Raw genomic sequence first — 26,562 nt, 5'->3', positions numbered from 1 at the left:
CGCCAGGGCGCACGGACCGGCTCTCGGTCCCTACCGCGGATCGGCTCTCAGTCCCTCTCCCTCCGGGCGAGAGGAAGCCTGATGGTGAAGGCCGTGGAACCGGGCCGGCTGGTCAATTCGATGGTGCCGCCGTGCGCCTGCACCAGTGACCGCGCGACCGACAGGCCGAGACCGCTGCCGCCGCGGTCCCGGCTGCGGGCCTTGTCGACGCGGTAGAAGCGGTCGAAGACCCGCTCCTGGTCGGCTGCCGGGATGCCCGGTCCGGAGTCGGCGACCCGTACGACCGCCTCGCCGGCCGCGACCGACATCTCCAGGGACACCTTGGTGTCGGCCGGGGTGTGCACGGCGGCGTTGGTGAGCAGATTGTCCAGCACCTGCCGGACACGCAGGGGGTCGAGACGCAGCCGCACCGGTTCCGGACCGGCCGCCACGGACAGCGGTTGGTCCGGCCGGCCCGCGCGGAACGCGTCCGCCGCCTGGCGCACCAGCTCCACCAGGTCGGTGTCCTCGAGCCGCAGCGGTGTCTCCACCTCCGCGGCGTCCAGGCGGGCGAGCAGCAGCAGGTCGTCCAGGAGGAAGCCCATCCGGGCCGCCTCGGCGCGCAGCCGCGCCAGGTGCTTGTCCCGCTCCGCGGGGGCGTTGGCGGCCGCGTACTGGAACAGGTCCGCATAGCCGCGCACCGACATCAGGGGCGTACGGAGTTCGTGCGAGGCGTCCGCCACGAAACGGCGCAGCCGCTGCTCCGCCTCCGCCCGCACGGCGAGGGAGTCGTCGATGTGCTCCAGCATGGTGTTGAACGCGGTGCGCAGCTCCTCGACCTCGGGCCCGCCGCTGCGACCGTCGTGCCGCACCGGCAGCCGCGCCGAGTCCGTCAGATCGTGCGAGGTGATCCCGCGGGCGGTGTGTGCCATGTCGCTCAGCGGCTTCAGGCCGCGCCGCAGCATCGCCCGCCCGAACACCACGAGGGCCAGCAGCGCGAGCACGAAGGTGACGACCTGGATCGTGATCAGCTGACCGACGGTGTCCTCGATGTCCTCCATGGGCGCGGCGCTGACCAGGACCACCCCGGGCTCGACCTCGCAGGCGCGGAGCCGGTACAGGCCCACGTCCTTGAGGTGCCCGGTGCGCAGGACCTCGGTGTCCTCGATGGTCTGCGCCCGGGCCACGGCGGTGAAGTCGTCGACGTCCTGCGGCAGGTCGGCAGGGTCCTCCGGTCTGCGGAGCTCGGGCGTGCCGTCCGACACGTCGTACACGGCGTAGAACCAGCTGTAGTACTTCTTGCCGGAGAGCGTGCCGTAGTCCGCGATGCTCTTGGACTGGGCGATCTGGGCCTGTGCCAGCTGCTGGTCGAGCTGGTTCGACAGATAGTCCCGCATGTACGTCGTCAGGGCCGTGCCGACGACGGCGAACACCACCAGCGCCAGCACGCCCAGGCCCAGGGCCAGCCTGGTGCCCAGGCGCAGCGTGCCGTAGATCCCCCGCAGGCGCCTGATCACTCCGCCGCCTGCCGTATCACGTACCCGAATCCCCGGACGGTGTGGATCAGCGGCGGGCCGCTGTCGTCGAGCTTGCGGCGCAGCCGGCTGACGACCAGCTCCACGACGTTGGAGCGGCCACCGAAGCCGTACTCCCAGACGTGGTCGAGGATCTGCGCCTTGGTCAGCACGGTCGGCGACTTGCGCATCAGGTAGCGGAGCACCTCGTACTCGGTCGGGGTGAGCGTGAGCAGCCGGTCGCCGCGGCGCACCTCGCGGGTGTCCTCGTCCATGGTCAGGTCGGCCACCTTCAGCACGGACCGCTGGAACCCGGGGCCGGTGCTGCGCCGCAGCACGGTCCGCAGCCGGGCCATCAGCTCCTCCACCGCGAACGGCTTGATCAGGTAGTCGTCGCCGCCCCGCGTCAGCCCTGCGACCCGGTCGGCGACGCCGTCGCGCGCGGTGAGGAACACGACGGGCACCATCGTCCCGGACCGGCGCAGCCGGTCGAGGACGCCGAACCCGTCGATGTCGGGGAGCATCAGGTCGAGCACCACGATGTCCGGCCGGAACTCGGCGGCCAGGCGCAGCGCCTCCTCACCGCGGTAGGCGGTGACCGCGTCCCAGCCCTCGTAGCGGGCGACCGTGGCGACGAGGTCGGCGATGGGCGGGTCGTCGTCCACGACGAGGAGTCGTACTTTTTCCACCCGCTCATAGTGCTTCATGCGGCTCCCGACGCCAGACCCGGCTGCCCTGCCGCTTCCACATCGATACGTACTTGAAAGTCGGACGACAGGGAAAAGACAGCTCACGGCGGCGAAGCTCGGTGTCCAGGACCCGATCAAGCCCGGTGCCCGGGACCCGATCCAGTTCGGGTCCAGGACCAGATCAAGGAGTTGCCGACCGTGACGACCGTCCAATCGCCTCCTTCGGCGCCGCCCACGGGGCTACGCCCCAGGGTGGTGGCCCGCACCGGCCTGTACGTCGTGCTGGCCGCCAACGCGGTCGCCGTGGCCGTGTTCTTCGTCCAGGCCGGGTTCGCCGGCTCGAACGCCCTCATCGTGCTGGGACGGCTGGCGGGGCTGTACGGCGCGCTCCTGATGGCCTTCCAGTTGCTGCTCGTCGCCAGGCTGCCGTGGCTCGACCGCCGCATCGGCATGGACCGGCTGACGTCCTGGCACCGCCGGGTCGGATTCGGTCTGCTGTGGACGCTGGTGGCACACGCGGTGTTCATCACCCTCGGCTACGCGCAGTTCTCCTCGCTGGGCCCGGTGGACGAGTTCGTGGAGCTGGCCACGACCATCGAGGGCGTGCTGCGGGCGATCGTCGCGCTGGTGCTGATCATGCTGGTCGGCGCGGTCTCGGCGCGCTTCGCCCGGCGCCGACTGGCGTACGAGACGTGGCACTTCATCCATCTCTACACCTATCTCGCGGTGCTGCTGGCGTTCACGCACCAGGTCACGGTGGGCACGACCTTCACCACGTCGCCCGCCGCCACCGCGTACTGGTGGACCCTGTGGGGGGTGGCGCTGGGCTCGGTGTTCGTGGGACGCCTGGCGCTGCCGCTGTGGCGGAACCTGCGGCACCAGCTGCGGGTCTCGGCCGTCGTACCCGAGTCCGACAACGTCGTGTCGATCTACATGACGGGCCGCGACCTCGACCGACTGCCCGCGCGAGCGGGCCAGTTCTTCCTGTGGCGGTTCCTGACCAGGGACCGGTGGTGGCAGGCCAACCCGTTCTCGCTGTCGGCCGCGCCGGACGGCAGGTCGCTGCGGCTGACCGCGAAGACAGCCGGAGACGGCACCGCGGCCCTGCGGCACATCCCGGTGGGTACGCGCGTCTTCGCCGAGGGCCCGTACGGCGCGTTCACCACCCTGCACCGCACCCGCCCCGACACCCTGCTCATCGCCGGCGGCGTCGGCATCACCCCGATACGGGCCCTGCTGGAGGAGCTGCACGGCCACACGGTGCTCATCTACCGGGTGGCCTCCGACCGCGACGCGGTGCTCTACGGCGAACTGCTCGAACTCGCCTCCGCCAAGGGCGCCGAACTGCACCTCGTCACCGGACCGGCCACGCCCGACAAGCTGGCGCCGGAGGCCGTCGCACACCTCGTGCCGGACGTGTGCGACCGCGACGTCTTCGTGTGCGGGCCGCCCGGGATGACCAGCGCGGTGCTGCGCAACCTGCGCGAGCTGGGCGTGCCCAAGCAGCAGATCCACTTCGAGCGCTTCAGCCTGGCGGGATGAGGGGGACACCGTGAAACGAGCACTGCCGGTCTTCGTCCTGACCATCGCGGGCCTGATCCCGGTGTGGCGCTACGCACCGTCCACCGGCACGACGACCACCGAGGCCGCCGAGATCGCCCCGACGCCCTCGTCGACCACGTCGTCGTCTCCGTCGTCGTCCTCGGCCTCGCCGTCCGCCTCTTCGTCGTCGTCCGCGTCGGCCGCCGCCTCGCAGGTCGTCAAGGGCAGCACCGTCAACACGTCGAAGGGCGCCGTACAGGTGGAGGTGACCTTCGAAGGCGACAAGATCAGTTACGTGCGGATGCTCCAGCAGCCGAACCATCCGCAGACCACGGCCGCCGTGCCGAAGCTGATCGAGGAGACGCTGCAGGCACAGAGCGCCGACATCGACACGGTGTCCGGCGCCACGATCACCAGTGAGGGATACATCCAGTCGCTGCAGGCCGCCATCGACGCGAAGGGCGCCTGACGTGCGGCGCGTCGAGCACGTCATGGGATTCCCGGTGTCGCTGCGGATCGACGACGAGGACGTCCCCGAGGCGGCGGCGGACGGGCTGTTCGCGTGGCTGCGCGAGGTCGACGCGCGGTTCAGTCCCTTCAAGCCCGACAGCGAGGTGTCCCGGCTGGACCGGGGCGAGCTGGCGGCCGACGGCCTCAGCGCGGATCTGGTGGAGGTCCTCGGCCTCTGCGAGGAGTACCGGGTCGCGACCGGCGGTGCTTTCGACGCGCGGCTGCCCGGCCGGGGCCTCGACCCCTGCGCGGTGGTCAAGGGCTGGTCGGTTCAGCGGGCGGCGGAGCTGCTGGCGGCCTCCGGGGCGACACGGTTCTGCCTCAACGCGGGCGGTGACGTCGTCACGGCCGGCGGTCCATGGCGGGTGGGTGTGCGGCACCCGGAGCGGGCGGACCGGCTGTGCACGGTCCTGGAGATCACCGACGGCGCGGTGGCGACCTCCGCCCGGTACGAACGGGGTGACCACATCGTCGACGGGCGTACCGGCCGTCCGGCGACCGGGCTCCTGAGCGTGACCGTGGTGGCGCGGTCGCTGACCGAGGCAGACGCGACCGCGACGGCGGCTTTCGCCATGGGCGCGGAGGGCATCGAGTGGGCCGCCGCGCGGGAGGGCTGCGAGGTGTTCGCCGTCGACGCCGAGCACCGCGTCGTCCGCACCCCGGGGCTACCGGTCGCCACCTGATCGCTCGCACGCGCGCGGCGCCGCAGGTAGTCACACCCCCGGCACGCGGGGGCCGCGCGCGTCACGCCACGCTTAGGCGTGCCTGCCGGGGTACAGCCATTACGTAACGACAGAACGGCCCGCCCGGTCTGCCGCCGTACTGCCAACCCCGCCCAGGAGGACGCATGACCACCCTTGCCGACCCGGTCCCCGGCGGGCGACCCGGTGACGTCGAGCGGGCCACCGCGCTGAGCGCGGAGCTGTCCGGGCGGGGTGTGCACGGCATCGTGCTGGCCTATGTCGACACCGCGGGCATCGGCCGGGTGAAGACCGTGCCGACGGGCCGGCTCGCCTCCGCGGCCGCGTGGGGCGTCGGTATGTCGCCGGTGTTCGACACCTTCCTGGCGAACGACTCCATCGTCTCCACCGACGTGCTGGGCTCGCCGGACGGTGATCTTCGGCTCTACCCCGATCTCGACCAGGTGGTGGTGCTGGCCGGGCAACCCGGCTGGGCGTGGGCCCCGGTGGACCGGATCACGCAGGAAGGCGAACGGCACCCGGGGTGCAGCCGCACGTTCCTGCGCCGGATCGTCGCGGACGCGGCCCGGCAGCACGGCATCACGTTCAAGGCGGGAATCGAGGTCGAGTGGGCGATCGGGCAGGGTTCGGCGGCCGGTGACGCGTTCGTCCCCGCGACCTCAGGTCCGGCCTACAGTGCCACCCGGCAGGTCGAACTGAGCGACTACACGGCCGAGTTGATGGCTGCGTTCGCGGCCCAGGGCGTGGATGTCGACCAGATCCATCCCGAGTACGCGGCAGGCCAGTTCGAGATCTCGGTGGGCTCGCTCGACCCGGTGGCGGCGGCCGACCGGAGCGTGCTGGTGCGGCAGACGATCCGGGCGGTGTCGCAGCGCCACGGGCTCAAGGTCTCCTTCTCCCCCGCTGTCTTCGCCGAAGGTGTCGGCAACGGCGGCCATGTGCACCTCTCGGCCTGGCGCGACGGGGTGAACCTGCACTCGGGTGGTGATCGGCGGTACGGCATGACGGCCTGGGCCGAGTCGTTCGCCGCCGGCGTGCTCGCACACCTGCCGGCTCTCACGGCCGTGACCGCCCCGAGCCCGGCGAGCTATCTGCGGCTCAAGCCCTCGCAGTGGGCGGGCGTCTTCACGGCCTGGGGCCGCGAGACACGCGAGTCCGCGGTCCGCGTCATCACCGGTACGGCGGGATGGCGCGACCAGGCGGCGAACCTCGAGGTGAAACCGGTCGACCTGGCCGCGAACCCGTATCTGGCGCTCGGCTGCCTCATCGCCGGCGGGCTCGACGGTCTGGAGTCGTCCGCCGTGCTGCCCGAGGAGATCACGGGGGATCCCGCTCGGTTCGGCGCCGAAGAGGCGGCGGCCCGAGGTGTGCGGCGCCTGCCGACGTCGCTGGAGGAGGCCGTGGAGGAGTTCCGCAAGGATGAGCTGCTCCGCGCCGCGCTCGGACCGGTCCTGGCCGACGCGGTGATCGCCGTGCGTCTCGGGGAGATCGCGGCCGTGGCCGGGCTGGACGACGAGCTCGTGGCAGCGGCGTACCGGTGGAAGTACTGACCCGTGAGCACCCCACCACCCGGAACGGGGCCGGTCCAGGAGTTCCTCGCCGGTCTTCGGCTCGTGGATCACCACTGCCACGGCGTCGTCACCGCCGATCCGAGCCCGGAGAGGTTCGAGTCGCTGATCACCGAGGGTGAGGCGTGGCCCGGCAGCGGGATCACGTCGTTCGACAGTCCCGTGGGCGTAGCCGTCCGCCGGTACTGCGCGCCCGTGCTGGACCTGCCACGGCACGCTCCCGCCGCGGAGTACCTGGCACGGCGGGCCGAGCTCGGCTGGCGCGAGGTGAACCGGAGGTTCGTCTCCGCCGCGGGAACCGATGTGTTCTGCGTCGACACCGGGTACGCCCCGGACCGCCTCACGACACCGGCGGAGCTGGCCGACTGCGTCGTCGGTGCGGCCGCCGCGTACGAGGTCGTACGCCTGGAAAGCGTCGCCGAGTCCGTGGCGGACGAGGGAGTGGAGCCGGGCGAGTACGCCGCGGTATTCCGCGCGGCCGCACAGGCGGCCGTCGAGCGGCCGGGCACGGTGGGGGTGAAGTCCGTGGCCGCCTACCGCACCGGATTCGACCTGGACCCGAGCCGGCCTTCGGACGCGGACGTCACCGAAGCGGCCCGGCGCTGGCTGCGCACCCACGAGGCCGCCGTGCGCACGCACCGGCCCGAGGCGCCGGTCGCGCACCGGCTGGACGATCCCGTCCTGGTGCGGCACCTGCTCTGGACGGCCGTGGACCTCGGGCTGCCGCTCCAACTCCACACCGGATTCGGGGACAACGACATCCGGATGCACCGGGTGGACCCCACCCACCTCACCGACTGGCTGCACCTGATCTCCGGCACCGTCCCGGTGCTGCTGCTGCACTGCTGGCCCTACCAGCGCCAGGCCGCCTACCTGGCGACGGTCTTCGAGCAGGTGTACCTCGACGTCGGTCTCACTCTGCACTACGTCGGCCCGGCCCGCGCCCGGGCGATCCTGGAGGAGGCGCTCGAGATCACCCCGTTCCGCAAGCTGCTCTACAGCTCCGACGCATACGGCGTTGCGGAGTTCTACCAGCTCGGCGCGGTGGCGTTCCGGCAGGGTCTGGCCGCACTGCTCCAGGACCGGGTGGGCAGCGACGATCTGTGCCTCGCCGACGCGTTGCGGATCGCGGCGTGGACGGGGCGCGACAACGCCTTCCGCGTCTACGGATTCCCGGAACGTCACCCCACCCCGGGCAGCGACCGCGCATGAGCGTCTCAGCGGCGGACACCACTTGTTAGCCGCCACAGTCGGTGCACGGCGATAATACGTAATAGAGGTATATGCAGTGCGTTCCAGGGCGCGCGGCGGCGTCCGGGTGTCACGTGCGGTGCCCTGAGGGGTGACGATCTCACCGGCCTGAGGGGTGACGAACTCACCGGCTCAGGGGCGAAGATCCCGACGAGAGCGAGATGAGCGGCCATGGACCGGCGCATCGCCTCCGACCAGGGAACAGGTCCTCTCGGAGACGTGGTCGACGAGGCCCTCACCGCCCGCGCCACCGTCGACGAACAGGCAACCGTGACCGGCTGGAGCGTCGGCGCCGAGGCGCTGCTCGGGTACTCGGCCGCGCAGATCGTGGGACGTCCGGCGGTTTCCCTCCTCGCCGATGAGACCACGGCGCGGGACCTGCCGCCGCTCGCCCAGCTGCCGAGGTGGCACGGCAGGCTCGCACTGAGGCACCGGGACGGCCATCGGGTGGAGGCCGGGGTGCTGGCACACCACAGGTCGCCGGAGCACGCGAGCGGTGAATGGCTGCTGCTCTCCGCGGTGACCGGGCGGCTGTCCCAGCCGGACGACGACACCCTGGTGGGCTGGAGCTTCGCGCAGTCCCCCTGCTGCGCGATGGCGCTGTACGACTCGAGGCTCCGGCTGCGGCGGGCCAACGAGGCCATGGAACGGAGCGTGGCCCTCACCGAGGATGAGATGCGAGGGCTGCGCGTGCCGGAGATCGTGGACAACGAGGCGGGTGAGCTGGCGGAACAGGACATGCTGCAGGTGCTGGCGACCGGGGAGCCGCGCTACCGCGAGAACTATCTGCGCGCCGCCGGTGAGACCCGGGAGCACGCCTGGTCGGTCTTCCTGGCGCCGCTGTGGGATGGGGAGGGCCGGCTCCACGGTGTGTGTCTCTCCGCGCACGACATGACCGAGCAGTACTGGGCCCGCAAACGGCTCCAGGTGATAGCCGAGGCGGGCAAGCGCATCGGCAGCACCCTCGATGTGATGCGGACGGCGCAGGAGCTCGCGGACGTGGCGGTGCCGGAACTCGCCGACTTCATCAGCGTCGACCTGCTGGCCTGCCTCGACGACGTGCACGAGCCGCAGCCGGGAGCGGTGACGGCGAGCGGCCCCCTCGCGCTGCGGCGCGTCGCCCACCAGTCCGTGCACCCGGGAGTCCCCGAAGCGGTCGTCGCTCTCGGCGGGTTGGACGAATATCCGGAGGACACCCCGCCGGCCGCGAGCCTGCGGCAGGGACGTGCCCTGCTGCACCAGGTGAGCGAGCCGGCGATCGCCGCATGGCTCGCCCGGGACCCGGTCCGGGCCGCCCGTGTCCGCGACTTCGGCATCCACTCGGTGATGACCGTGCCGCTGTCGGCCCGCGGAACCACCCTGGGCGTCGCCGTCCTCTCCCGCTACCGGCAACGGCACCCCGACCCGTTCGGGGAGGACGATCTGGTACTGGCCGAGGAGCTGGCGGCCAGGGCGGCGCTCAGCATCGACAACGCCCGTCGCTACACCCGTGAGCGGAGCACCGCGGTGACCCTGCAGCGCAGCCTGCTGCCGCAGCGGCTGCCCGAGCAGGCCGCTGTGGAGGTCGCGTCGCGCTACCTTCCGGCCGGCGCACAGGCCGGCGTCGGCGGCGACTGGTTCGACGTGATCCCCCTGTCCGGCGCCAGGGTGGCGCTGGTCGTGGGCGATGTCGTGGGCCACGGCATCCACGCCTCCGCGACCATGGGACGGCTGCGTACCGCAGTACGCACCCTCGCCGACATCGATCTGCTCCCGGACGAGCTGCTCACCCACCTCGATGACCTGGTCGCCCGGCTGTCCACCGAGGTGGGGGGCATGGAGCGGCCCGCCCGGGAGGCGGAGAGCGGAGAGGTCGGAGCGACCTGTCTGTACGCCGTGTACGACCCGGTCTCCCGCCGCTGCACGCTCTCCAGGGCCGGGCATCCGCCGCCGGCCGTGGTGAGCCCGGACGGCACCGTGGAGCTGCTCGACCTTCCGGCGGGACCCCCGCTGGGCCTGGGCGGACTCCCCTTCGAGGCGGTCGAGGTGGACCTGCCGGAGGGCAGCCTGCTCGTCCTCTACACCGACGGTCTGCTCGCGTCGCGGGAGAGCGACATCGACGCCGGCATGTCCCGGCTGCGCCAGGTCCTCGCCCGTCCCGCGGGCTCGCTGGACGCGCTGTGCGACACGGTTCTCGCCGCCGTGCTGCCGCAGCGGCCGGTCGACGACGCGGCCCTGCTCGTCGCCCGTACCCGGGCGCTGAAGGAGGACCACGTCGCCACCTGGGACGTGGCCGCCGATCCCGCCGCCGTCGCCCAGGCACGCAAGGACGCCGTGGCACAGCTGGAGGCCTGGGGCCTGGGCGACGCCGTCTTCGTCACCGAACTGATCGTCAGCGAGCTGGTCACCAACGCCATCCGGCACGCCGAGCCGCCCATCCAGCTGCGTCTCATCCACGACAGGAACCTGATCTGCGAGGTCACGGACGCCAGCAGCACGGCCCCCCACATGCGCCGCGCCCGCATCTACGACGAGGGCGGTCGCGGACTGCTCCTTGTCGCGCAGCTGAGCCGGCACTGGGGCACGCGCCACGCCGCCAAGGGCAAGACGATCTGGGCGGAACAGACTCTGACGTGACGCCCTCGCCTGACGCTGTGCCGTGACGCCCTGACACGGCGCCCCTGACATGACGTCGATCCCGCGGCACACGCCCGCAAAGAGCTGGATGAAGCCGTGGACGCCACCCTGCGGACCTAAGCTCGGGGCCATGGCGAAGTACTTCGACGTGCATCCGGAGAATCCACAGCGACGGACCATCGGTCAGGTGACCGAGATCATCCGCACGGGAGGTCTCGTCGTCTACCCGACGGACTCCTGTTTCGCGCTCGGCTGCCAGCTGGGCAACCGGGACGGACTCGACCGGATCCGTTCGATCCGCGACCTCGACGAACGGCACCACTTCACCCTGATGTGCCAGGACTTCGCGCAGCTCGGCCAGTTCGTACGCCTCGACAACGCCGTGTTCCGCGAGATCAAGGCGTTCACCCCGGGCAGCTACACCTTCATCCTCCCCGCGACGAAGGAGGCACCGCGCAGGCTGCTGCACCCGAAGAAGAAGACCGTCGGAGTCAGGATTCCCGACCACGTCGTCGCTCAGGCGCTCCTCGCCGAGCTCGGTGAGCCGCTGCTGTCCAGCACCCTGCTGCTGCCCGGTCAGGACGAGCCGCTCACCCAGGGCTGGGAGATCAAGGAGGAACTCGACCACGTGGTGGACGCGGTCATCGACTCGGGTGACTGCGGCACCGAACCCACGACCGTCGTCGACTTCTCCAGCGGGGAACCCGAAGTCGTCCGCCGGGGAGCGGGCGACCCCACACCGTTCGAGTAGCCCTGGGGCCGCGCCTACAGCCTGCCGCCCAACGGTGCGGTTGCCTCCAACACTCCTTCTACGAAGGCGAGTTGGACCTCCTGGTGGTGCGGTCCGCCGCCTTCGTGGTCGTTGTAGCGGTAGACGTGGATCTCCTTGCTGCCCGCGTAGTGGTTGTGCGCGGCATACACGGTGGACGGCGGTGTGATCTGGTCCATCAGCCCGACGGAGAACAGGCTCGGGGCGTAGGCGCGGGCTGCGAAGTTGACGCAGTCGAAGTAGGAGAGGGTGCGGAACACCTGCGCGACCTTGTCCCGATGCGCTCGGCAGTACGCGGCGATCTCGCGGAACGGCAGCTCGTCCGTGATCATCGTGCCGCGGGTGAAGTGGCAGAGGAACGGCACGTCGGCCAGGACGGCCGTGACGTCGGGGACGAGTCCGGCGGCGACGAGGGCGAGTCCTCCGCCCTGGCTGCTCCCGGCGACGATCACCCGGGATGCATCGACTCCGGGTGCGGACCGGGCGGCGTCGACTGCGCGGACGGCGTCGACGTACAGCCGACGGTAGTAGTAGTCGTTCGGGTCGAGGATGCCCCGCGTCATGAAACCGGGGTGGGCCGGCCCGCTGCCCTCGGCGTTGTCGGCCGTGTCTCCGGTCCGCCACCCGGCTCCCTGACCGCGGTTGTCCATGACGAAGTGGGCGTATCCGGCGGTGGCCCACAGGAGCCATTCGTGGGGGAATCCGCGACCTGCGTTGTAGCCGACGTATTCGACGACGCACGACAGAGGGCCGGTCGCGTTCGCGGGCAGGAGCAGCCATGCGGCGATGCGCTGTCCGCCCCAGCCGGTGAAGGAGACGTCGTAGACGTCGATGAGCCGGAGCCGCGTCGGGTGCGGGGAGAACACCGCATCGACGGGGGCCGCCGAGGCCCGGGCCAGCGTGTCTTCCCAGAACCGGTCGAAGTCCTCCGGTTCGTCCCGCTCGGGCCGGTACCTCGTGAGTTCCTCGACGGGCAGATCGATCAGCGCCACGGTCGGTCCCCGTTCACGGCCTGTCCTCGTTCACGGCGTTCTCCTCGCTCACGGGGATGTCCTCGTCGTTCACGGGGATGTCGTCGTTGTTCACGGGGATCTCCTCGTTCGCGGTGTGTCCTCGTACAGCACCGGGCAGAAGTCCGGGTCCGCGTAGTCGGGATGGCCTTCGGGCGTGCGGCGCACCAGCTCGTCGATGTTGTGGGTGGCCAGGCTGCCGTCGGACAGGCGGAAGGGGCGCCACCTGTTGGACTGGTCCTGGAAGCGGATCGTCACCACCCGGCGGGGACGGCCGCTGACATTGGGGCCGCTGCCGTGGTACGTGCGGCAGTGGTGGAAGCTCACCTGTCCCTTCTCGATGGCGAGCGGGACGGCGCGGGCACGCGAGCCGTTGCGGGTCGCTGTGGCTTCGAGGAGATCGTCCAGTTCGTCGGCGTCGCGCTGAGCGAAGTGGAGGGCGCTGCTGTCGGGTAGGTCGACGTCTTCCCAGGTGTGGCTGGAGTCGATCACGCTCAGCGTGCCGGAGTCCTCATCGCAGTCGTGCAGCGGAATGAAGGCGGTCAGCAGCTTGTCGGAGGTGCACATCTGCCAGTGGTGGCGATCAGTGTGCCAGGGGACGACGTTGGTGGGCTCCTCCGGCTGCGGCGGCTTGTAGATGAGGGTGCTGGTCCACAGCCGCACCTGTTCGGTGCCCATCAGGCGCCCGGCCACGGCCGCGATCAGGGGCTTGCACAGGATCCGCCGCACCGTCAGGTTCTCGTAGCAGATGTAGTCGTTGTGGCGGAGCACGTCTCCGTGCTCGGGCTCCCAGTACTCCTCCCGGGGTGGCTTCTTCGGCAGGGTGCGGTCCCGGTGGCCCTCGTAGAACCGCTCGTTGCTCCGCGACACCTCTTCGATCTCCTCGTCCGAGAACAGTCGTTTGGACAGGTACCAGCCATGGTCCCGGTAGAAACGGACCTCTTCGGGCGACGGCAGCAGCGCTTGTTCCGCGGGTGTCAGGGAGAAAACCGCCATGGCTGTGCTTCCTTCGGTCCTGGTGGCGTGAGGTGAGCACGGGTGCTTGGGGCCGTCAGTATCGGTTCGGCGCTTCCGCTCGAGCGGCCCGCCGCTCCGCGTGGTCCGACGGTTCACGCGGATGCAGGGACCACAGGCGACTAGCAGCGACCACACGTGACAATGAGTCCCCATGACCACCGCCGGTTCCGCCGCCCCTCCCGTCCCGGACCCGGGTGGCCGAAGGGGCCTCGCCACCGCGGCCGTGGCGTTCGGCTTCTGGAGCACCATGGTCGGCACGACCGTGCCGACGCCGCTCTACCCGCTCTACGAACGCGCCTTCGGCCTCTCCCCGCTGATGGTCACGGTCGCCTTCGCTCTCTACGCGTGCGGAGTCGTCGTCGGGCTGCTCGCGTTCGGCAGGCTCTCCGACCAGGTCGGCCGCCGCCCGGTTCAGGCGGCCGCGCTGCTGGTCTCGCTCGCCGCCGCCGTGGCGTTCTTCCTGGCGCACGATCTGACGCTGCTTCTGGTGGGCCGCGTCCTTTCGGGACTGTCCGCCGCCCTGATCACCGGAGCGGCGACCGCCGGTCTCACCGAGCTCGCGCCTGCCGGCCGCCGCGCTCGCGCGGGCATCCTCGCCCTCGCCGCGAACATGGGCGGACTCGCCTGCGGCACCCTGCTCGGCGGCTTCTGCGCCCAGTGGGCGCCCGCGCCGCTGCGCCTGCCGTGGGTCGCGCAGGGCATCCTCGTCATCGTCGCGCTGACCGGCCTCGCCGCCGTGCCGGAAACCGTCACCCGCACCGTCCGCGCGACCGTGACCGGCCGTCGCGTCCCGGCCACCGTCACCCTCCAGCGCGTCGGCGCACCCCTCGCTCGCCGGCGCCCCGGCGCACCCCTAGCCCTCCAGCGCGGCAGCGCAGCCCTCGCCACCTCCCAGACCTTCCGGTCCTTCCAGACCTTTCAGCGCCTACGGATCCCCGAAGAGATCCGCGGAGCCTTCGTACGCTCCGCCCTCGCCGCGGGCTCCGGCTTCGCGGTCCTCGGTGTGCTGGCGTCCATGACCGGTCTGTTCCTCACGGCGGAGCTGCACGTGCGCAACCACACCGTCGCCGGCCTCGTGGTCGCCCTCGCCTTCCTCGGTACCGGATCAGGTCAGCTCCTGGTCCGCGTTCTCAGCCCACGGAGCGCACTCCCGTGGGCGTGCACCGGTCTGGTCGCCGCGCCAGCGCTCCTCGCAGCCGCCCTGCTCGCCACGCTCCTCGTCCCGTTGCTCGCCGCAGCCGTCCTCACCGGCCTGGCCACCGGAACCGCGGTCGGCGCGGAGTCACCGCCATCGCCACCGGCGTGCCCCCCGAGCGGCGCGGGGAAGCGTTCTCGACGTTCTTCGCGATCCTTTATGTGATGCTCGCCGTCCCGGCCGTCGGAGTCGGTGCCCTCGTCCCGCTGTGCGGCCTGTCGACGGCCGGGACCGTCTTCGCCGTCCTGGTCGCCCTGCCGCCGTCGGCCGTCCTGGCCGGCCGCGTGCGCAGCCTCGTGCGCTCGAGGACGGCAGGAAGGGCCGGCAGCTCATGACCGGCGCTTGATCAGCGGCGCTCGGGACCTTTGCCCCTGCCCGCTCCCGCGCGGCAGCAGTCCGATCGACGCTACAGCGATGGCCGCCAGTACCAGCCAGGGCGCAGCCGGCGGCAGACCGGTGTCGAGGAGCCATCCGGCCCCCGCGCTGCCGGCCAGCACGATCAGGCCGGATACGGACGACATCGCACCGGTGTAGAGGCCGAGCCTGCCGTCCTCGGCGAAGTCGGGCACCCAGGCGCGGGCGGCGGGTGCGACGAGCATCTGGCCGAGGGTGAGCAGGACGACGAAGCCCGCCGCGGGCAGCAGCCCCGCCGTTCCCGTCCACGCGGCGGGACGGGCCACGGCCACGACGGCGAACCCGGCGGCGACGAGCAGCATCCCGGCGGCCATGGACCGGCGCAGGTCGAGACGGCGCGCCGTCCACCGGGTGACGGGCAACTGGGCGGTGACGACCAGCAGCGACGACAGAGCGAACAGCCACGCCAGCGCGGCCTGTGAGCCCGCCGCGCGCTCCACCTCCTCGGGGAGGAGGAGATACAGCTGGTTGTACGCCAGCAGGTACGCGCCATATGCACAACACAGGCCCAAGAAGTGGCGGTTGCGCAGGAGTGCCGCCGGCCGGTCGGCCGCTTTCCGTCCCACCGCCCGGCCGGGAATGTGCTGCGGCAGCAGCCACAGGTGACCGAATAGAACGAGCACGAACACCCCGGCGCCTGCCAGGCACACGGCACGGAAGTCCACCGACAGGAGCAGCGCGCCGAGGAACGGGCCGACGAACGCGCCGGCCTGGCCTGCGACGGTGAGCAGGGCCAGTACGTGCGTACGGGAGCCGCCGCCCGACTCCTCCCGGAGAACGGCCTGCCGGGCGACCTCGGACTCCACGGCCGGTGAGAACAGCGCGGCGGCGAAGCCGATGATCAGGACGGCGCCGACGACCGCCCAGGCCTGTTGTGCGTATCCCAGCCAGGCGAAGCCGGCAATGCGCAGCACGCAGCCCGCGAGTACCACCGGCCGCACACCGTACCGGTCGGTCAGCGCGCCGCCCACCACGAACAGGCCCTGCTGGCTGAAGGTCCGCAAGCCGAGCACGAGGCCGACCAGCCAGCCCGCCATCCCGATCGCGGTGCCGAGGTGCTCGGCCAGGAAGGGCAGGACGGCGTAGAAGCCGATGTTGAAGGCGAGTTGGGTGAGGATCAGCAGGCGAAGCAGGGGCGAGAGGCCGCGCCAGGTGCGCTCGCGGTGCGCGTCACCGCGAGGGGCCGTCCTCGGTCTGGGGCCGGTGGTGGCTCGGGATGGCGTTTCAGTCATGGGGAGCTCTCTCGTACGGTGGCGGCTTCCTGACGGGGCTGCGGGGTCGCCCCCACGTGTCGCTGTGCGGGCTCGGACGCTTTTCGCTCGGGGAGGGGATCGTGCCCGGGGGGGCCGATGTCCGGGCGGCGTTCCCGGGCCGGCCTTGTCCGCCGGTGCCTCCGCGGCCACCGCACACCGTCCGCCGCGGTCACCGCCAGGGCCCCAAGCAGGGCGAGGACGGCGGCGGGGGCCAGGACCGCCCAGGGTGCGCGTTCGGCGTACGGCTGGTTCTCGGCCAGGAGCAGGCCCCACTCGGGGGACGGCGGCTGGGCGCCCAGGCCGAGGAAGCCAAGGGCTGCGAGGGCCAGGGCGGTTCCGGGAAGCCGGAGCAGGGCGTGACGGGTGACGGGCGGCAGTACGGCGGGGAGCAGCTCGTACCGCAGCAGGTGGGGCGGGCGGGCGCCGAGGCCGCGGGTCGCGAGCAGGTGCGTGGTGGCGCGCTCCTGTTGCAGCAGGGCGGAGGTGTGCGCGGCGAGTGGCGCCCAGGCGACGGCGGCCACGGCCAGGGCGGGTGTCGCGGAGCCGCTTCCCGTGACTGCGGTGACGAGGAGAGCGGCGAGTACGGGCGGGACCGCGTTGACGGTGTCGACGAGGGGCCCGGAGAAGCGGGGCAGACAGCCCAGGAGTACGCCGGTGAGCAGGGCGGCGGCGCTGATGGCGACGGCGAGTGTGAGGGTGTCCAGGGCGCCGTGGGCGATGCGGGCCAGTACGTCGCGGCCCAGTGCGTCCGTGCCGAACGGGTGTGTCGCGGACGGGGGTTGGAGGCGGGCGGTGGTGTCCAGGGCCAGCGGATCGCGGGGCAGTCCCAGCGCGATGACGGCGAGCAGCGCGGCACCGTAGAGCAGAGGCTGCACCCGGCGCCCGGGCGGTGACGGGCGGTGGAGCGAGTGGAGGGCGCCGTCCCGCAGCGCCGGGCCGATCAGAAGACGGGCCGCCAGGCGGGCGAGTCCTGCGGTGGTGGCGGCGAGCAGGAGGAGGGCCAGGGTGCCGGCTTGGAGGACGGGCAGGTCCTGGGCGACGGCGGCCTGAAGGGTGGCCCGCCCAAGCCCTGGGATGTCGAAGATCTGCTCCACGGCGACCGCGCCTCCGGTGAGGCCGACGACGAACAGCCCGAGGTTCGGCAGGAGTCCGGGGACGCAGCGGCGCAGCGCCTGGCGCGCGATGCTCCGGCCGGGCAGTCCGCGTGCGGCGGCGGCCAGGGCCCAGGGCTCGGCGAAGGCGCCGGGAAGCAGGTCGTCGAGCATGCGTCCGAGCACCGCCCCGGCGGGCAGGCCGAGCGAGAGCGCTGGCAGGAGCATCCACTGCGGCCCGTACCAGCCGAGTGCGGGCAGCCAGCCGAGCTGGACGCCGACCACGGTGGCGAGCACGGATGCGATCAGGAACTCCGGCAGCGCCGCCAGCAGAGCGGCTCCGCTCCCACCGGGCCGGCGCCCAGCGAGCCGCCCCCCTGAACCGAGCAGCAGGGTGCGGGCGCACAGCACGCCGGCCGTGACGCCCGCGACCGCAAGCGCCGCGGCCATCAGCGACAACGACGCGCCGAGGGCCTGGAGGACGGAGGGCAGCACCTCCGCGCCGGAGATCCACGAGCGTCCCGCGTCGCCGTGCAGCAGTCCGCCGAGCCACTGACCGAGCAGCCGCAGCGGCCCGGCGTCGAGACCGAGTTCATCGCGGATGGCGGCCAGCACGTCAGGCGTGGGGTCGCGTTCCGCCGACCGGGCCTTGAGCACCGTGAGCGCCGGGTCGGTGCGCGTCAGCCAGGGCAGCAGGCCGATGCCGCACACCAGGACGGCCACGAGGACGATGCGCCAGATCAGTACCGCTGCGCCACTGCGCGAGAACAGCCCCAGCGCCTTGCGTCTGCCCATGGTTTCGTCGCGTATCCGCATGGTGTCGTCGTGTCCGCTCGGTGTCGTCGGGTGTGCCCTGTGCGCCCCTCACCGCCGGGTTCCGGTGCCGACGAGGGTGCGCTCGTACGGGTCGAGCAGCACACCGCGAACGTCGGCCGCGACACCGGTGATGATCCGCTGATGGACGAGTGGAACGACCGCGTCTGTGCGGAGGATCGCTGCCTCGGCCGCCATGGTCGCGTCCTGGCGCTTCGCGGAGTCGGCGACGCTCTCGGCCCGGGCCACGGCCTGGTCGGCCTGCTTGTCGCACAGCAGTGCCAGGTTGTAGCCGCCGTCGCAGGTGTAGTCGCCGGCAAGGATCGAGACGGGGTCGCCCGTGTCGAGCATCGTGTTGCGGGCGGAGACGAACGCGTCGAACTTGCCAGCCAGCACATCGCTCTCCAGGCGCGCGTACTCGCGGACCTCCAGCTTCACCGAGAAGCCCGCCTTCTCCAGCTGCTGCTTGAGCACCTGGGCGGCTTCGGGCAGTTCGGGCCGGTTGTCGTACGTGGCGAGGGTGATCGAGGTGCCGCGGGGTTCCGTGGCCCGCGCGCGCCCGGACGGCGTGACACGCTTGCCGTCCGCCCAGGTCAGTGCGGGTCCGAAGATGCCTTCGCCCGGGTCGGCGTGTCCCTCGTACACACCCTTGGCGAGCGCGGAGGTGTCGATCGCCTCGCGCGCGGCGGCCCGCAGCCTCGCGTCGGCGAACGGGCCGGACGCGGTGTTGAGGAGCAGGCTCGTGGTGCGCGTCGTGGCCGTCTCACGGCCGATGCCCTCGTCGAGGGACGCGGCCTGCGAGACGGGCACCGCCTCGGCGATGTCCGCCTCGCCGGTGCGGAGCGCGTTCGTACGAGCCGTGCCGTCGGCTATGAACTTCGCGTCGATCCCGGCGGCCTGGGCACGGCCGCCCCAGTAGTCGTCGAAGCGGTCCAGGGTGGCCGCGGTGGTGCCGTTGACCTCGGTGAGTTCGAAGGGCCCGGTGGCTGTGCCCACCGGACTGGTGGTGCCCTTCGTCTCGTACGCCTTCGCGGACAGCACCGCCAGAGAGGGGCTGGACAGCCGTAGCGGAAGAACCGGGTCGGGCTCCGCGGTGGTGACCCGCACCTGCCGGTCGCCCGCGGCCTTCGCGGTGAGCGTGACACCGGCCAGCGCAGCGGGCACCGGCTTCGCCCGAGTGGCATGGGCGAGGGAGGCGGCGACGCTGCTCGGCGTGACGTCGGTGCCGTCCTGGAACGTCGCCTCGCGCACGGTGAACAGCCAGCTGCGGTCGTTCTCCCGCTTCCATGACTCCGCGAGTGCGGGTGCGGCGCTGCCGTTGGCGTCGAGCCTGGTCAGCCCCTCGGTGACGCCGAGCCGGCTGAGGAGCGTGGCGTCTGCGCCGTACGGGGAGAAGCCCTCGGCGGGCGGGAAGGCGAGCGCCACGCGCAGCCGCGAGCCGTCAGCGGAACCGGCATCGGCATCGGCATCGGCTGACGAGGCGTCACCGCCTGAGGCGAAGCAGCCGGAGAGAAGGGGCGAGAGCAGCAGACCGGCGAGGAGCCGGTGTCGGACAGAGCGCATGGTCCTCGTTCTTCACTGGTGGGGCGCGTCGGGAGAGGGGCAGGAAGGCGCGAACAGCCTTGGGCCGCCGGGCAGTTGACCAATCGATCTTTCAACGGCAGTCGCCCAGTCGATCCCATGGCCAGTCGATCTCAACAAGCGATGGGCACCTCGAAGTGGACGACTCGGCTTCCGCCGCCGGGCTCCTCCTCCCGCTCGTCGCAGACGACCTTGCCGAGCGCTCGCCAGAAGGGCTCTGCGCCCGGCACCGCGGGATCCGTGTGCAGGTACACGGCCCGGTAGCCGCCGTCCGCGGCCGCGAAGTCCAGCAGTTCACCGACCAGTCGGCGGGCCAGCCCGCGCCGCCGGTACTCGGGGCGTACGTACACCCGCCGCAGCTGGGCGGTCTCCCCCGACGGGTAACGCTCGGCCAGCCACCGGGGGTTCGGCGGGTGGGCGGGCCCTCGGGAGTCCAGCGCCGCCGTCGCCACCACCGCCCCGTCCCGCTCGTCGACCGCGACGAGCAGGGTGTGCCGCGCGGGCGCGAGATACGCGCCCTCCATATCGATGATGTCGCGATGCCAGTGCGGGACGTATCCCGTGCCGAAGTCGCGGTAGACGGTGTCCAGCATCACGGCACGCGCGCCGTCGAGGTCGTCAGGGGTCGCGGTTTTAATGCGGAGCTCAGGCACTTGCACATCATATGCATTAAGCGACGCCTTGAGCACGGGTGGGCGCCTGAACGGCAGCTCGATCGCCCTATTGCGGTCGCATCAGCTTCAGGTCCTCGCCCCAGGCGTCCAGCACCGCGCCCTGCCCGGCACCACGGGTCACCGCCTCGACACGGGCGAAGAGTCTCCGTTGGAGGGCCGGGTCGCCCGTGCACGAGATGCGGTCCACGGCCTCCAGCAGCAGACCGGAGTCCCAGCCCGGCAGCGGGTACCGGGCGAGCTCCCACTCCAGGTACTTGTTGTAGGGGCGGGGGCGACGATCGAGAGCGAAGAGCAGCTCGAGCAGAAACCGGGCACTGTCGGCGGCGTCGAGGCAGGCGGCGAGCGGATGTCCGTCGCGGGCGTTCTTGAGGGAGCGGTAAAGGGAGTTGGCGTACGCATCGAGCCACTCGCCGGCGTCCCGGAACGCTTCATCGGCACCGAGCCGCGCCTTGGCGGCCAGGATCCGGGCGAGCTCTCCGTCGAGCCGGTCCAGCACGATCCTGGCGCGTGCGAGAGCGTAGCGCTCGAAGCCGGGCATTCCGGCCTCCCGGAATGCGGCGAGCGGGAGAACGATGAGATCGAGTTCGGCCGAGCGGTGCCCATGAAAGCGAAGGAGATCCGTCGCGGCTCCGTCAGCGACGACTACGTACAGGTCGTGATCGGAGTACTCCGTCGGCATGCCCTCGTGTGCGCGGGAACCCTTGAGTACGAGACCGACCACGGCGGGGTCGGCGGCGGCGAGTTCGACGAACGAGTCGTAGGTCAGCGGCTGTTGAGTCGTCATGGGGTGATCTCCCGGGTGGGGTGCGGTGGGCGAGGCGGGTATGACTGCCGGGCGGCCCCGTCTGACGGGACCGCCCGGCATCGTCCGCGGCGGCACTCGGCCGCCGCCCGGAAGATCAGCGCACAGATGGACGATATCGCCCGCTTCACGGCCGCGCTACCTGCCGACCGTCACCCTTCAGCCGCGTCAAGCCCCCTGCACGGGCGTGACGTTCTCACAGCGTTGTGCTGGCCTCCTCCCGGATCCCCTCGCGGACGTAGGCGCCCTGCTGGACCAGTTCACCCTGCACCAGTGTCGCGGGGACGTCGCGTGGGCTGCGGTTCATGCGGACCGCAAGGGCTGCGCACACGCCGGCCGCCTGTCCGGTGGCCATGGCGATGGGCATCACCCGGTACGAGGAGTGGGCCACGTGCGTACCCGAGATGCAGCGGCCGGCCACCAGGATCCGGTCGGTGTCGCGGGGCAGCAGGCAGCGCAGCGGGATGTCGTACATGCGGCCGCGCGGGACACGCCGCAGCGTGGTGCCGGAGCCTCGGGGGTTGTGGATGTCGACGGGGTAGGCGCCGTGCGCGATCGCGTCCGGGAACGGGCAGGCGGCCAGGATGTCGTGTCCGGTGAGCTGGTAGTCGCCGAGGATGCGGCGGCTCTCGCGGACGCCGATCTGTACGCCGCTCTGCGCGATGTACGAGCGCTCGAAGCCCGGTACGTGGTTGCACAGGAAGCGGTCGATCTGCTCCATCTGCCGGCGCGCGGCGTATTCGGCGCGGGTGAGGTCCCACACGCTGGTGCCGAACGCACGGGTGACACGGGTGCTGTTGACGCTGACCTCGTGGGGGTGCGGCGTCGCGAAGAACAGGATGTCCTCGCGCGGCAGGACCAGTTCGCCGTGCTCCGTCGCCTCCTTCACGAGGTCCCACAGGCCATGGACGCCGCGCCACTGGTCGGGGTGCTCGCGCACGTACGCGGCGAACTCCGGTTGCATGAAGTCCACGACGCGGAACATCAGCGTCATCGGCTGCACCAGGTGGTCCTCGCGCCGTCCGATCTCGTACCGGGCGCCTGCGGCGGCCGCGATGTCGCCGTCCCCGGTGCAGTCCACGACCACCTGCGCATCGATCACCACAGGGCCGGACTTGGTCTCGAAGACCACCCGGCGGCCGTCCCCCAGCGGCAGCACGGTGGACGCGAAGGCGTGCAGCAGCAGCTGCACGCCCGCCTCGTCCAGCAGGTCCAGCGCGACGAGTTTGAAGATCTCCGGGTCGAACGGCACGGTGTAGCCCGTGTCGAGCGACGGCGGGATGCCGCCGCCGCGCTCGGTGAGCCGGTCGAGCAGCCGCGACACCACGCCGGCGACAACCGGCTCGCCGTGGCCGTGGTCGGTGGGCAGGAGGCGGGTGGTGTCGCCCTCTATGGCCTGCTTCATCTCGTTGTGGAAGGACATCAGCGGCATGACGAGGGCCACGGTGGCGTTGCCACCGAGGAAGCCGTAGCGCTCGACGAGGACTACCTCTGCGCCGGCGTCCGCGGCCGCGAGCGCCGCGCCGAGGCCGGCCGGGCCGCCGCCCACGACGAGCACCTCGGTCGTGCCCCCGTACGCGGCCTCGCGCGGCGGCAGCACGACGGTGCGCGGCCGCTCAGGTGGCTTCAGCACCGGCATCGGCCTCTCCTTCCGCAGGGTCCGCGGCAGCGGCGCTCAGGCCGGACACGTGCACGCCGGGCAACGGCACGTCCGTGGGCGGCGCGGCCGGGGCAGCTGCGCTCAGGCCGGGCTCACCAGCACTCGGCTCCGGCTGGTCCGGGCCGACCGGCGACTGCCCAGCCCCGGCCGGGCCGACTGCGGACCGCTCGCCAAGGCAGCCCCGTGCGCTCCCGCCCGAGTCCACCGTCCGCTCACCCTGGCCGACCACCGGGCTCCCACCCGAACCGGCAACCGGCCGCTCACCCCGGCCGTCCAGCGGGCTCCCGCCCGAGCCAGCCACCGGCCATCCCCCCAGGTCGGCCACCGGGCGCCCACCCGAACCAGCCACCGGCCATCCCCCCAGACCGGCCACAGGCCCCCCACCCGAACCAGCCACCGGCCACTCCCCCAGGTCGGCCACCGGACGCCCACCCGAACCAGCCACCGGCGCTTCCCCCAGGCCGCCCACCAGACGCCCACCCGAACCAGCCGCAGGCCACTCGCCGGAACCGGCCGGAAGCCGTGTGCCAGGACCCCCCGGAGGGCGGCCCTCCGGACCGGCCGACGGCCGGTTGTGCGGACCGGCAGGTGCCGGCTCGTGCGGTCCGGCCGGCGGTCGGCCGTCCGGACCTGTCGGCGGCCGCACGTCCCGGCCGGGCAGCTGCCGGGACCCGGCCGCCTCGATGTCCGCCAGCAGTGCCGCGCAGCGGCCGCACGTCACCTGGGACAGTTCGCGCAGCTCCGCGACCCGCGTACGGACGTGGTCACGCTGTTTCGGATACTCGTCCCACAGCCGGTCCACCTCCGCGATCAGCAGGCCCGCCTGCTCCCTCGCCACCCCGACCAGCGCCGGAGCCCCCAGTCTGCGGGCGAAGTCGAAGACCTTCCCCGCGTACGGCAGCGGCAGGAACGGCACACCGGACAGCGCCGCGAAGATCAGGAAGTGCAGCCGCATGCCCACGGCCAGGTCCACGTGCCGCATGAACCCGAGAAACTGGGCGGGACTGTACGCGCCGTGGAGGATCCGCCCCCGGTCCGGCGCGGTCATGTGCGAAAGGACGGCGTGCGCATGGCGCACGTCCTGCCGCTCCATCGGCATGAAGACCACGTACGCCTCCAGGCGGCGCACCAGGAAGTCCGCCACATCGGCGAGCAGCGCGTGATAATCGGCCACGTCCAGATGCTCGGCCGCCCTGCCCGGCTCCCGTACGGACATCGCCACCAGGCGCGGACCGTCCGGTATGCCCTCGTACCGCAGCATCCGCTCGCTGAAGTCGTTCGGCGCGAGCATCATCGCCGGGTCCGCGGTGACCACGATGTCCCGCTGGACCCCCGCCTCCTCCAGGACCAGCCGGGACTCGTCGTCACGCACCACCACGTCGTCCATCCCGGCCAGAGCGGTGCGTACGGCCTTCCGGTCCTCGGGTTCGCGCAGCGGTCCGGCGCCCACGGCGTACGCGAAGGTGCGTATGCCCAGGTCCTGGGCGGCGCTGACCAGCCGCAGATAGCGGCGGGCCTCACTGTCGTACAGGACACCGCCGCCGCCGAGAACCAGCAGGTCCAGGCCGGACAGTCGCTCACGCATCTGCTGCTGGCTGATCCCCTCCCAGCACGTCACGTCGTCCGCCGCGCTGTGATGTGCCCTGGTGTGGTCGGGGTTCCGGCTGAAGACGACCAGCCGTGCGTCCGGTCGGCAGGCGCGCAGGCATCCGAGCACGCAGGCCAGGATGGATTCGTCGCCGATGTTGATGCCGCCGTACGAGCCGAGCACCCCGATGGCGGGTGCCCGTGCGCCGGCTGTCCCTGTGCCCTGGTTCCCGGTCATCCGTACCTCCGACACCTGGCTCTGTGGTGGATGGGCGGCTCCCTGGCGCCTCCTGCCTTGCTCGTCGGGTGCTCAGCCCCTGAGCTGCCGAACTGCTGGACTGGTCTGCTCTGCGCGCGCATCGTCCTGCGTGAATGGACCGGCTGGAGGGGCAGCGGTCTGGACAGTGGCCCGCTGCTCGGGGAGAGCGGGTCCGCAGCGTGAGGAGGAGCGGGCCCACTGCGCCCTTCATGATCCTCAGCTCCGGACCGACACCCGACGGCTGCCCCGTGGACGCCCTCGGAAACAGGTTTTGAACGGGAGAACCGACCTCCGGCCGGTACGCCAGGTGTCCGCGACAGGTCGCTGGTCCCTCGGCGGCGCGCCGCCCGGCCCCGCGCCACCTTGACCTCAAGTTCGATCGAGGTTTGAGACTGGCACCCTGACCGAGCGGCCGTGCTGCGGGCGCGGCCCGGGACGAGGGGCGTGATCCGCATGCGTGCGATTCGAGTGGCCGAGTACGGAGGGCCCGAGGTCCTGGTGCCGGTGGAGGTGCCGGACCCGGTGCCCGGCGAGGGGGAGGTCGTCGTACGCGCCGAGGCCGTCGACACCCTCCACGTCGAGACCCAGATCCGCCGCGGAGACTGGGGCGAGGCGTTCGGCATCCCCCCGCCGTACGTGCCGGGTGGCGCAGCCGCGGGGACCGTCGTCTCCGTCGGCCCGGGCGTCGATCCGGCCTGGACCGGCCACCGGGTCGTCGCCGGGGCCGGTACGAAGGGTGCGTACGCCGAACTGGTCCGTACCGGCGTCGACCGGCTGGTGCCCGTACCGGAGGGCCTCGGTTCCCGGGAGGCGGCCGCGCTCGCGCACGACGGCGTGACCGGCATCGGCATCATGGAAGCCATCGCGGTGAAGCCGGGCGACCGGGTGCTGATTCTGGGGGCCGCGGGCGGCATGGGGACGCTTCTGGTGCAGATCGCGCACTCGGCGGGAGCACAGGTGGTCGGGGCCGCGCGGGGCCCGCAGAAGCTGGCACTGGTGAGGCGGCTGGGCGCCGACGCCGTCGTCGACTACACAGAGGGCGACTGGACGCAGCACGTACGGAACGCCTTCGGCGGGATGCCCGTGGACGTGCTGCTGGACGGCGTCGGGGGTGAACTGGGCACCCTCGCCTTCGGGTTGGTGGCCGACGGCGGGCGCGTGTCCGCCCACGGCGCGCCGAGCGGCGGCTTCGCCGAGCTCGACCAGGAGAGCGCACGGCGGCGCGGCATCGCCCTGCGGGGCATCGCCGATGTGCAGTACGACGCGCCGGAGATCGTACGGCTGACCGCGAAAGCGCTCGCGGAGGCGGCAGCGGGGCGACTGCACCCGGTGATCGCAGAGGAGTTCCCCCTGTCCCGGGCTGCCGACGCCCACCACGCGATCGAGGCCCGCTCCGTCCTGGGCAAGGCCCTGCTCATCCCGTAATCACGGGAAGAGTCAGTTGACCGTCAGCCGGGTGCCGGGGTCCAGGCACCAGTCCAGTGCCGACGGCCAGGGACCGTACCCGTCGGGAATGGCGAGATGCCCGGCGCCCGTGAGCAGGTCGACGTCGCAGCCCAGCGGGCGGCCGAAGACCTCGGCGGCGCCCTCCGGGCAGTACGGGTCGTTGTCGGAGCAGACAAGCCGGGGCGTCGCCACGGCGAGCTTCAGCCTGGTCAGGTCGAGCGGCTCGGGCGTGAACCCGGCGATGGCGTCCCAGGAAAACGCGCTCGGTCCCGGCGGGCCGACCAGGAGCACGCGGTCGGCGGCGGGCGTCTCGCCGCGCCTCGCGGCGACGTGGAACCATGCCGCGCATCCCAGGCTGTGGCACACGACGACGCGCTCACCGCGCATCATCCGCAGCTCGGCCTCGATCGCCTCGACCCAGGCGTCGAGTGACGGCTGGTCGGGATCGGGCAGTTGCGGATAGAAGACCTGCTCACCGTGTTCCCTCAGCCGCTGCGCGAGGTCGTACTGCCAGTGCTCGGCCGGGCGCCGGTTCTCGACGCCGTGGAGGATCAGAAAACTACGGTTCCACATGGGGCCGCACTCTATGACAGGCGCCGACCGTGTCCGGCACGAGCGTGA

The 26,562-nt window shown here is 71.9% G+C and carries 22 protein-coding genes; 10 read left to right on the top strand and 12 right to left on the bottom strand.

The features are described 5' to 3' along the window. Positions 1–47 precede the first annotated feature (47 nt). Positions 48–1,496, bottom strand: a complete 1,449-nt coding sequence (locus STSP_RS17885; RefSeq protein ID WP_067278769.1) for a sensor histidine kinase — start codon at positions 1,494–1,496, stop codon at positions 48–50. Further along, complete coding sequence (locus STSP_RS17880; protein ID WP_198547374.1) at positions 1,493–2,200, bottom strand: response regulator transcription factor; 708 nt, start codon at positions 2,198–2,200, stop codon at positions 1,493–1,495. The genes STSP_RS17885 and STSP_RS17880 overlap by 4 nt, the downstream gene beginning before the upstream one ends. 180 nt (positions 2,201–2,380) lie before the next feature. Between STSP_RS17880 and STSP_RS17875 the strand changes: the two genes are divergently transcribed. The 7 genes from STSP_RS17875 to STSP_RS17845 all read left to right on the top strand — a co-directional run bounded on the left by STSP_RS17875 (position 2,381) and on the right by STSP_RS17845 (position 11,121). Continuing rightward, the gene (locus STSP_RS17875) at positions 2,381–3,724 is read left to right on the top strand and encodes a ferredoxin reductase family protein (protein WP_067278767.1); all 1,344 of its coding nucleotides are present in this window, start codon (positions 2,381–2,383) and stop codon (positions 3,722–3,724) included. A gap of 10 nt (positions 3,725–3,734) precedes the next feature. After that, complete coding sequence (locus STSP_RS17870; RefSeq protein WP_067278765.1) at positions 3,735–4,193, top strand: FMN-binding protein; 459 nt, start codon at positions 3,735–3,737, stop codon at positions 4,191–4,193. Position 4,194: 1 nt separating this feature from the next. Then, positions 4,195–4,917 (top strand): FAD:protein FMN transferase, encoded by a 723-nt coding sequence (locus tag STSP_RS17865; RefSeq protein ID WP_067278764.1) that lies wholly within the window; start codon positions 4,195–4,197, stop codon positions 4,915–4,917. A 164-nt stretch (positions 4,918–5,081) separates the two neighbouring features. Continuing rightward, positions 5,082–6,485 (top strand): glutamine synthetase family protein, encoded by a 1,404-nt coding sequence (locus tag STSP_RS17860; RefSeq protein ID WP_067278762.1) that lies wholly within the window; start codon positions 5,082–5,084, stop codon positions 6,483–6,485. A 3-nt stretch (positions 6,486–6,488) separates the two neighbouring features. Further along, a complete protein-coding gene (locus STSP_RS17855) occupies positions 6,489–7,715 on the top strand; it encodes an amidohydrolase family protein (protein ID WP_067278761.1) in 1,227 nt (408 codons plus the stop codon). 210 nt (positions 7,716–7,925) lie between these two features. Continuing rightward, a complete protein-coding gene (locus tag STSP_RS17850) occupies positions 7,926–10,370 on the top strand; it encodes a SpoIIE family protein phosphatase (RefSeq protein WP_067278759.1) in 2,445 nt (814 codons plus the stop codon). Between the two features lie 130 nt (positions 10,371–10,500). Then, positions 10,501–11,121 (top strand): L-threonylcarbamoyladenylate synthase, encoded by a 621-nt coding sequence (locus STSP_RS17845; RefSeq protein ID WP_067278756.1) that lies wholly within the window; start codon positions 10,501–10,503, stop codon positions 11,119–11,121. Between the two features lie 14 nt (positions 11,122–11,135). Here the strand turns inward: STSP_RS17845 and STSP_RS17840 are convergent, their stop codons facing one another. Further along, on the bottom strand, positions 11,136–12,131 hold the full coding sequence (locus tag STSP_RS17840) for an acetylxylan esterase (RefSeq protein WP_067278754.1): 996 nt from the start codon (positions 12,129–12,131) through the stop codon (positions 11,136–11,138). 90 nt (positions 12,132–12,221) lie between these two features. Then, complete coding sequence (locus tag STSP_RS17835) at positions 12,222–13,145, bottom strand: phytanoyl-CoA dioxygenase family protein (protein WP_067278752.1); 924 nt, start codon at positions 13,143–13,145, stop codon at positions 12,222–12,224. Between the two features lie 172 nt (positions 13,146–13,317). Here STSP_RS17835 and STSP_RS17830 point away from each other — a divergent pair, with 172 nt between their 5' ends. Continuing rightward, positions 13,318–14,526 (top strand): MFS transporter, encoded by a 1,209-nt coding sequence (locus STSP_RS17830; protein ID WP_067278750.1) that lies wholly within the window; start codon positions 13,318–13,320, stop codon positions 14,524–14,526. After that, a complete protein-coding gene (locus tag STSP_RS39195) occupies positions 14,526–14,696 on the top strand; it encodes a hypothetical protein (RefSeq protein WP_157902854.1) in 171 nt (56 codons plus the stop codon). Before STSP_RS17830 ends, STSP_RS39195 begins: the two co-directional genes overlap by 1 nt. Here the strand turns inward: STSP_RS39195 and STSP_RS17825 are convergent. From STSP_RS17825 to STSP_RS41220, 7 genes are all read right to left on the bottom strand, one after another. Further along, entirely contained in the window at positions 14,691–16,007 is a 1,317-nt protein-coding gene (locus STSP_RS17825; protein ID WP_067278747.1) for an MDR family MFS transporter, read from the bottom strand. The two genes, STSP_RS39195 and STSP_RS17825, sit on opposite strands and share 6 nt — an antisense overlap. Further along, positions 16,004–17,914: an ABC transporter permease subunit gene (locus STSP_RS17820; RefSeq protein WP_078067289.1), complete on the bottom strand. Its 1,911-nt coding sequence runs from the start codon at positions 17,912–17,914 to the stop codon at positions 16,004–16,006. Before STSP_RS17820 ends, STSP_RS17825 begins: the two co-directional genes overlap by 4 nt. A gap of 69 nt (positions 17,915–17,983) precedes the next feature. Continuing rightward, on the bottom strand, positions 17,984–19,495 hold the full coding sequence (locus STSP_RS17815; protein WP_067278745.1) for an ABC transporter substrate-binding protein: 1,512 nt from the start codon (positions 19,493–19,495) through the stop codon (positions 17,984–17,986). A gap of 131 nt (positions 19,496–19,626) precedes the next feature. Next, on the bottom strand, positions 19,627–20,106 hold the full coding sequence (locus STSP_RS17810; protein WP_408646321.1) for a GNAT family N-acetyltransferase: 480 nt from the start codon (positions 20,104–20,106) through the stop codon (positions 19,627–19,629). A gap of 127 nt (positions 20,107–20,233) precedes the next feature. Continuing rightward, a complete protein-coding gene (locus tag STSP_RS17805; protein ID WP_067278740.1) occupies positions 20,234–20,971 on the bottom strand; it encodes a hypothetical protein in 738 nt (245 codons plus the stop codon). 214 nt (positions 20,972–21,185) lie between these two features. Next, positions 21,186–22,628 (bottom strand): FAD-dependent oxidoreductase, encoded by a 1,443-nt coding sequence (locus STSP_RS17800; RefSeq protein WP_067278737.1) that lies wholly within the window; start codon positions 22,626–22,628, stop codon positions 21,186–21,188. Continuing rightward, positions 22,606–24,474, bottom strand: coding sequence for a polysaccharide pyruvyl transferase family protein (locus STSP_RS41220; RefSeq protein WP_107441334.1), 1,869 nt, complete (start codon positions 24,472–24,474; stop codon positions 22,606–22,608). The genes STSP_RS17800 and STSP_RS41220 overlap by 23 nt, the downstream gene beginning before the upstream one ends. A gap of 474 nt (positions 24,475–24,948) precedes the next feature. Here STSP_RS41220 and STSP_RS17790 point away from each other — a divergent pair, with 474 nt between their 5' ends. Further along, positions 24,949–25,920: a zinc-binding dehydrogenase gene (locus STSP_RS17790; RefSeq protein ID WP_067279016.1), complete on the top strand. Its 972-nt coding sequence runs from the start codon at positions 24,949–24,951 to the stop codon at positions 25,918–25,920. Between the two features lie 12 nt (positions 25,921–25,932). On the opposite strand, the gene STSP_RS17785 is transcribed toward STSP_RS17790, so the two are convergent. Continuing rightward, positions 25,933–26,514 carry an RBBP9/YdeN family alpha/beta hydrolase gene (locus STSP_RS17785; protein ID WP_067278736.1) on the bottom strand — a complete coding sequence of 194 codons (582 nt, stop codon included), beginning with the start codon at positions 26,512–26,514 and terminating at the stop codon, positions 25,933–25,935. Positions 26,515–26,562: the final 48 nt, after the last annotated feature.

Origin of the sequence: Streptomyces jeddahensis, assembly GCF_001642995.1 — a bacterium.
GTDB classification, from domain to species: Bacteria; Actinomycetota; Actinomycetes; order Streptomycetales; family Streptomycetaceae; genus Streptomyces; species Streptomyces jeddahensis.
The sequence above is the reverse complement of the archived record's forward strand: the minus strand, read 5'-3'. Positions and strand labels throughout refer to the sequence as shown.

Bases quoted from the DNA above. Each gene is read 5' to 3' on its own strand.
- STSP_RS17880 (WP_198547374.1), bottom strand. From the start codon at position 2,200: ATGAAGCACTATGAGCGGGTGGAAAAAGTACGACTCCTCGTCGTGGAC.
- STSP_RS17860 (WP_067278762.1), top strand. From the start codon at position 5,082: ATGACCACCCTTGCCGACCCGGTCCCCGGCGGGCGACCCGGTGACGTC.
- STSP_RS17850 (WP_067278759.1), top strand. From the start codon at position 7,926: ATGGACCGGCGCATCGCCTCCGACCAGGGAACAGGTCCTCTCGGAGAC.
- STSP_RS17845 (WP_067278756.1), top strand. From the start codon at position 10,501: ATGGCGAAGTACTTCGACGTGCATCCGGAGAATCCACAGCGACGGACC.
- STSP_RS17835 (WP_067278752.1), bottom strand. From the start codon at position 13,145: ATGGCGGTTTTCTCCCTGACACCCGCGGAACAAGCGCTGCTGCCGTCG.
- STSP_RS17830 (WP_067278750.1), top strand. From the start codon at position 13,318: ATGACCACCGCCGGTTCCGCCGCCCCTCCCGTCCCGGACCCGGGTGGC.
- STSP_RS39195 (WP_157902854.1), top strand. From the start codon at position 14,526: ATGCTCGCCGTCCCGGCCGTCGGAGTCGGTGCCCTCGTCCCGCTGTGC.
- STSP_RS17825 (WP_067278747.1), bottom strand. From the start codon at position 16,007: ATGACTGAAACGCCATCCCGAGCCACCACCGGCCCCAGACCGAGGACG.
- STSP_RS17820 (WP_078067289.1), bottom strand. From the start codon at position 17,914: ATGGGCAGACGCAAGGCGCTGGGGCTGTTCTCGCGCAGTGGCGCAGCG.
- STSP_RS17815 (WP_067278745.1), bottom strand. From the start codon at position 19,495: ATGCGCTCTGTCCGACACCGGCTCCTCGCCGGTCTGCTGCTCTCGCCC.
- STSP_RS17810 (WP_408646321.1), bottom strand. From the start codon at position 20,106: ATGCTGGACACCGTCTACCGCGACTTCGGCACGGGATACGTCCCGCAC.
- STSP_RS17805 (WP_067278740.1), bottom strand. From the start codon at position 20,971: ATGACGACTCAACAGCCGCTGACCTACGACTCGTTCGTCGAACTCGCC.
- STSP_RS17800 (WP_067278737.1), bottom strand. From the start codon at position 22,628: ATGCCGGTGCTGAAGCCACCTGAGCGGCCGCGCACCGTCGTGCTGCCG.
- STSP_RS41220 (WP_107441334.1), bottom strand. From the start codon at position 24,474: ATGACCGGGAACCAGGGCACAGGGACAGCCGGCGCACGGGCACCCGCC.
- STSP_RS17790 (WP_067279016.1), top strand. From the start codon at position 24,949: ATGCGTGCGATTCGAGTGGCCGAGTACGGAGGGCCCGAGGTCCTGGTG.
- STSP_RS17785 (WP_067278736.1), bottom strand. From the start codon at position 26,514: ATGTGGAACCGTAGTTTTCTGATCCTCCACGGCGTCGAGAACCGGCGC.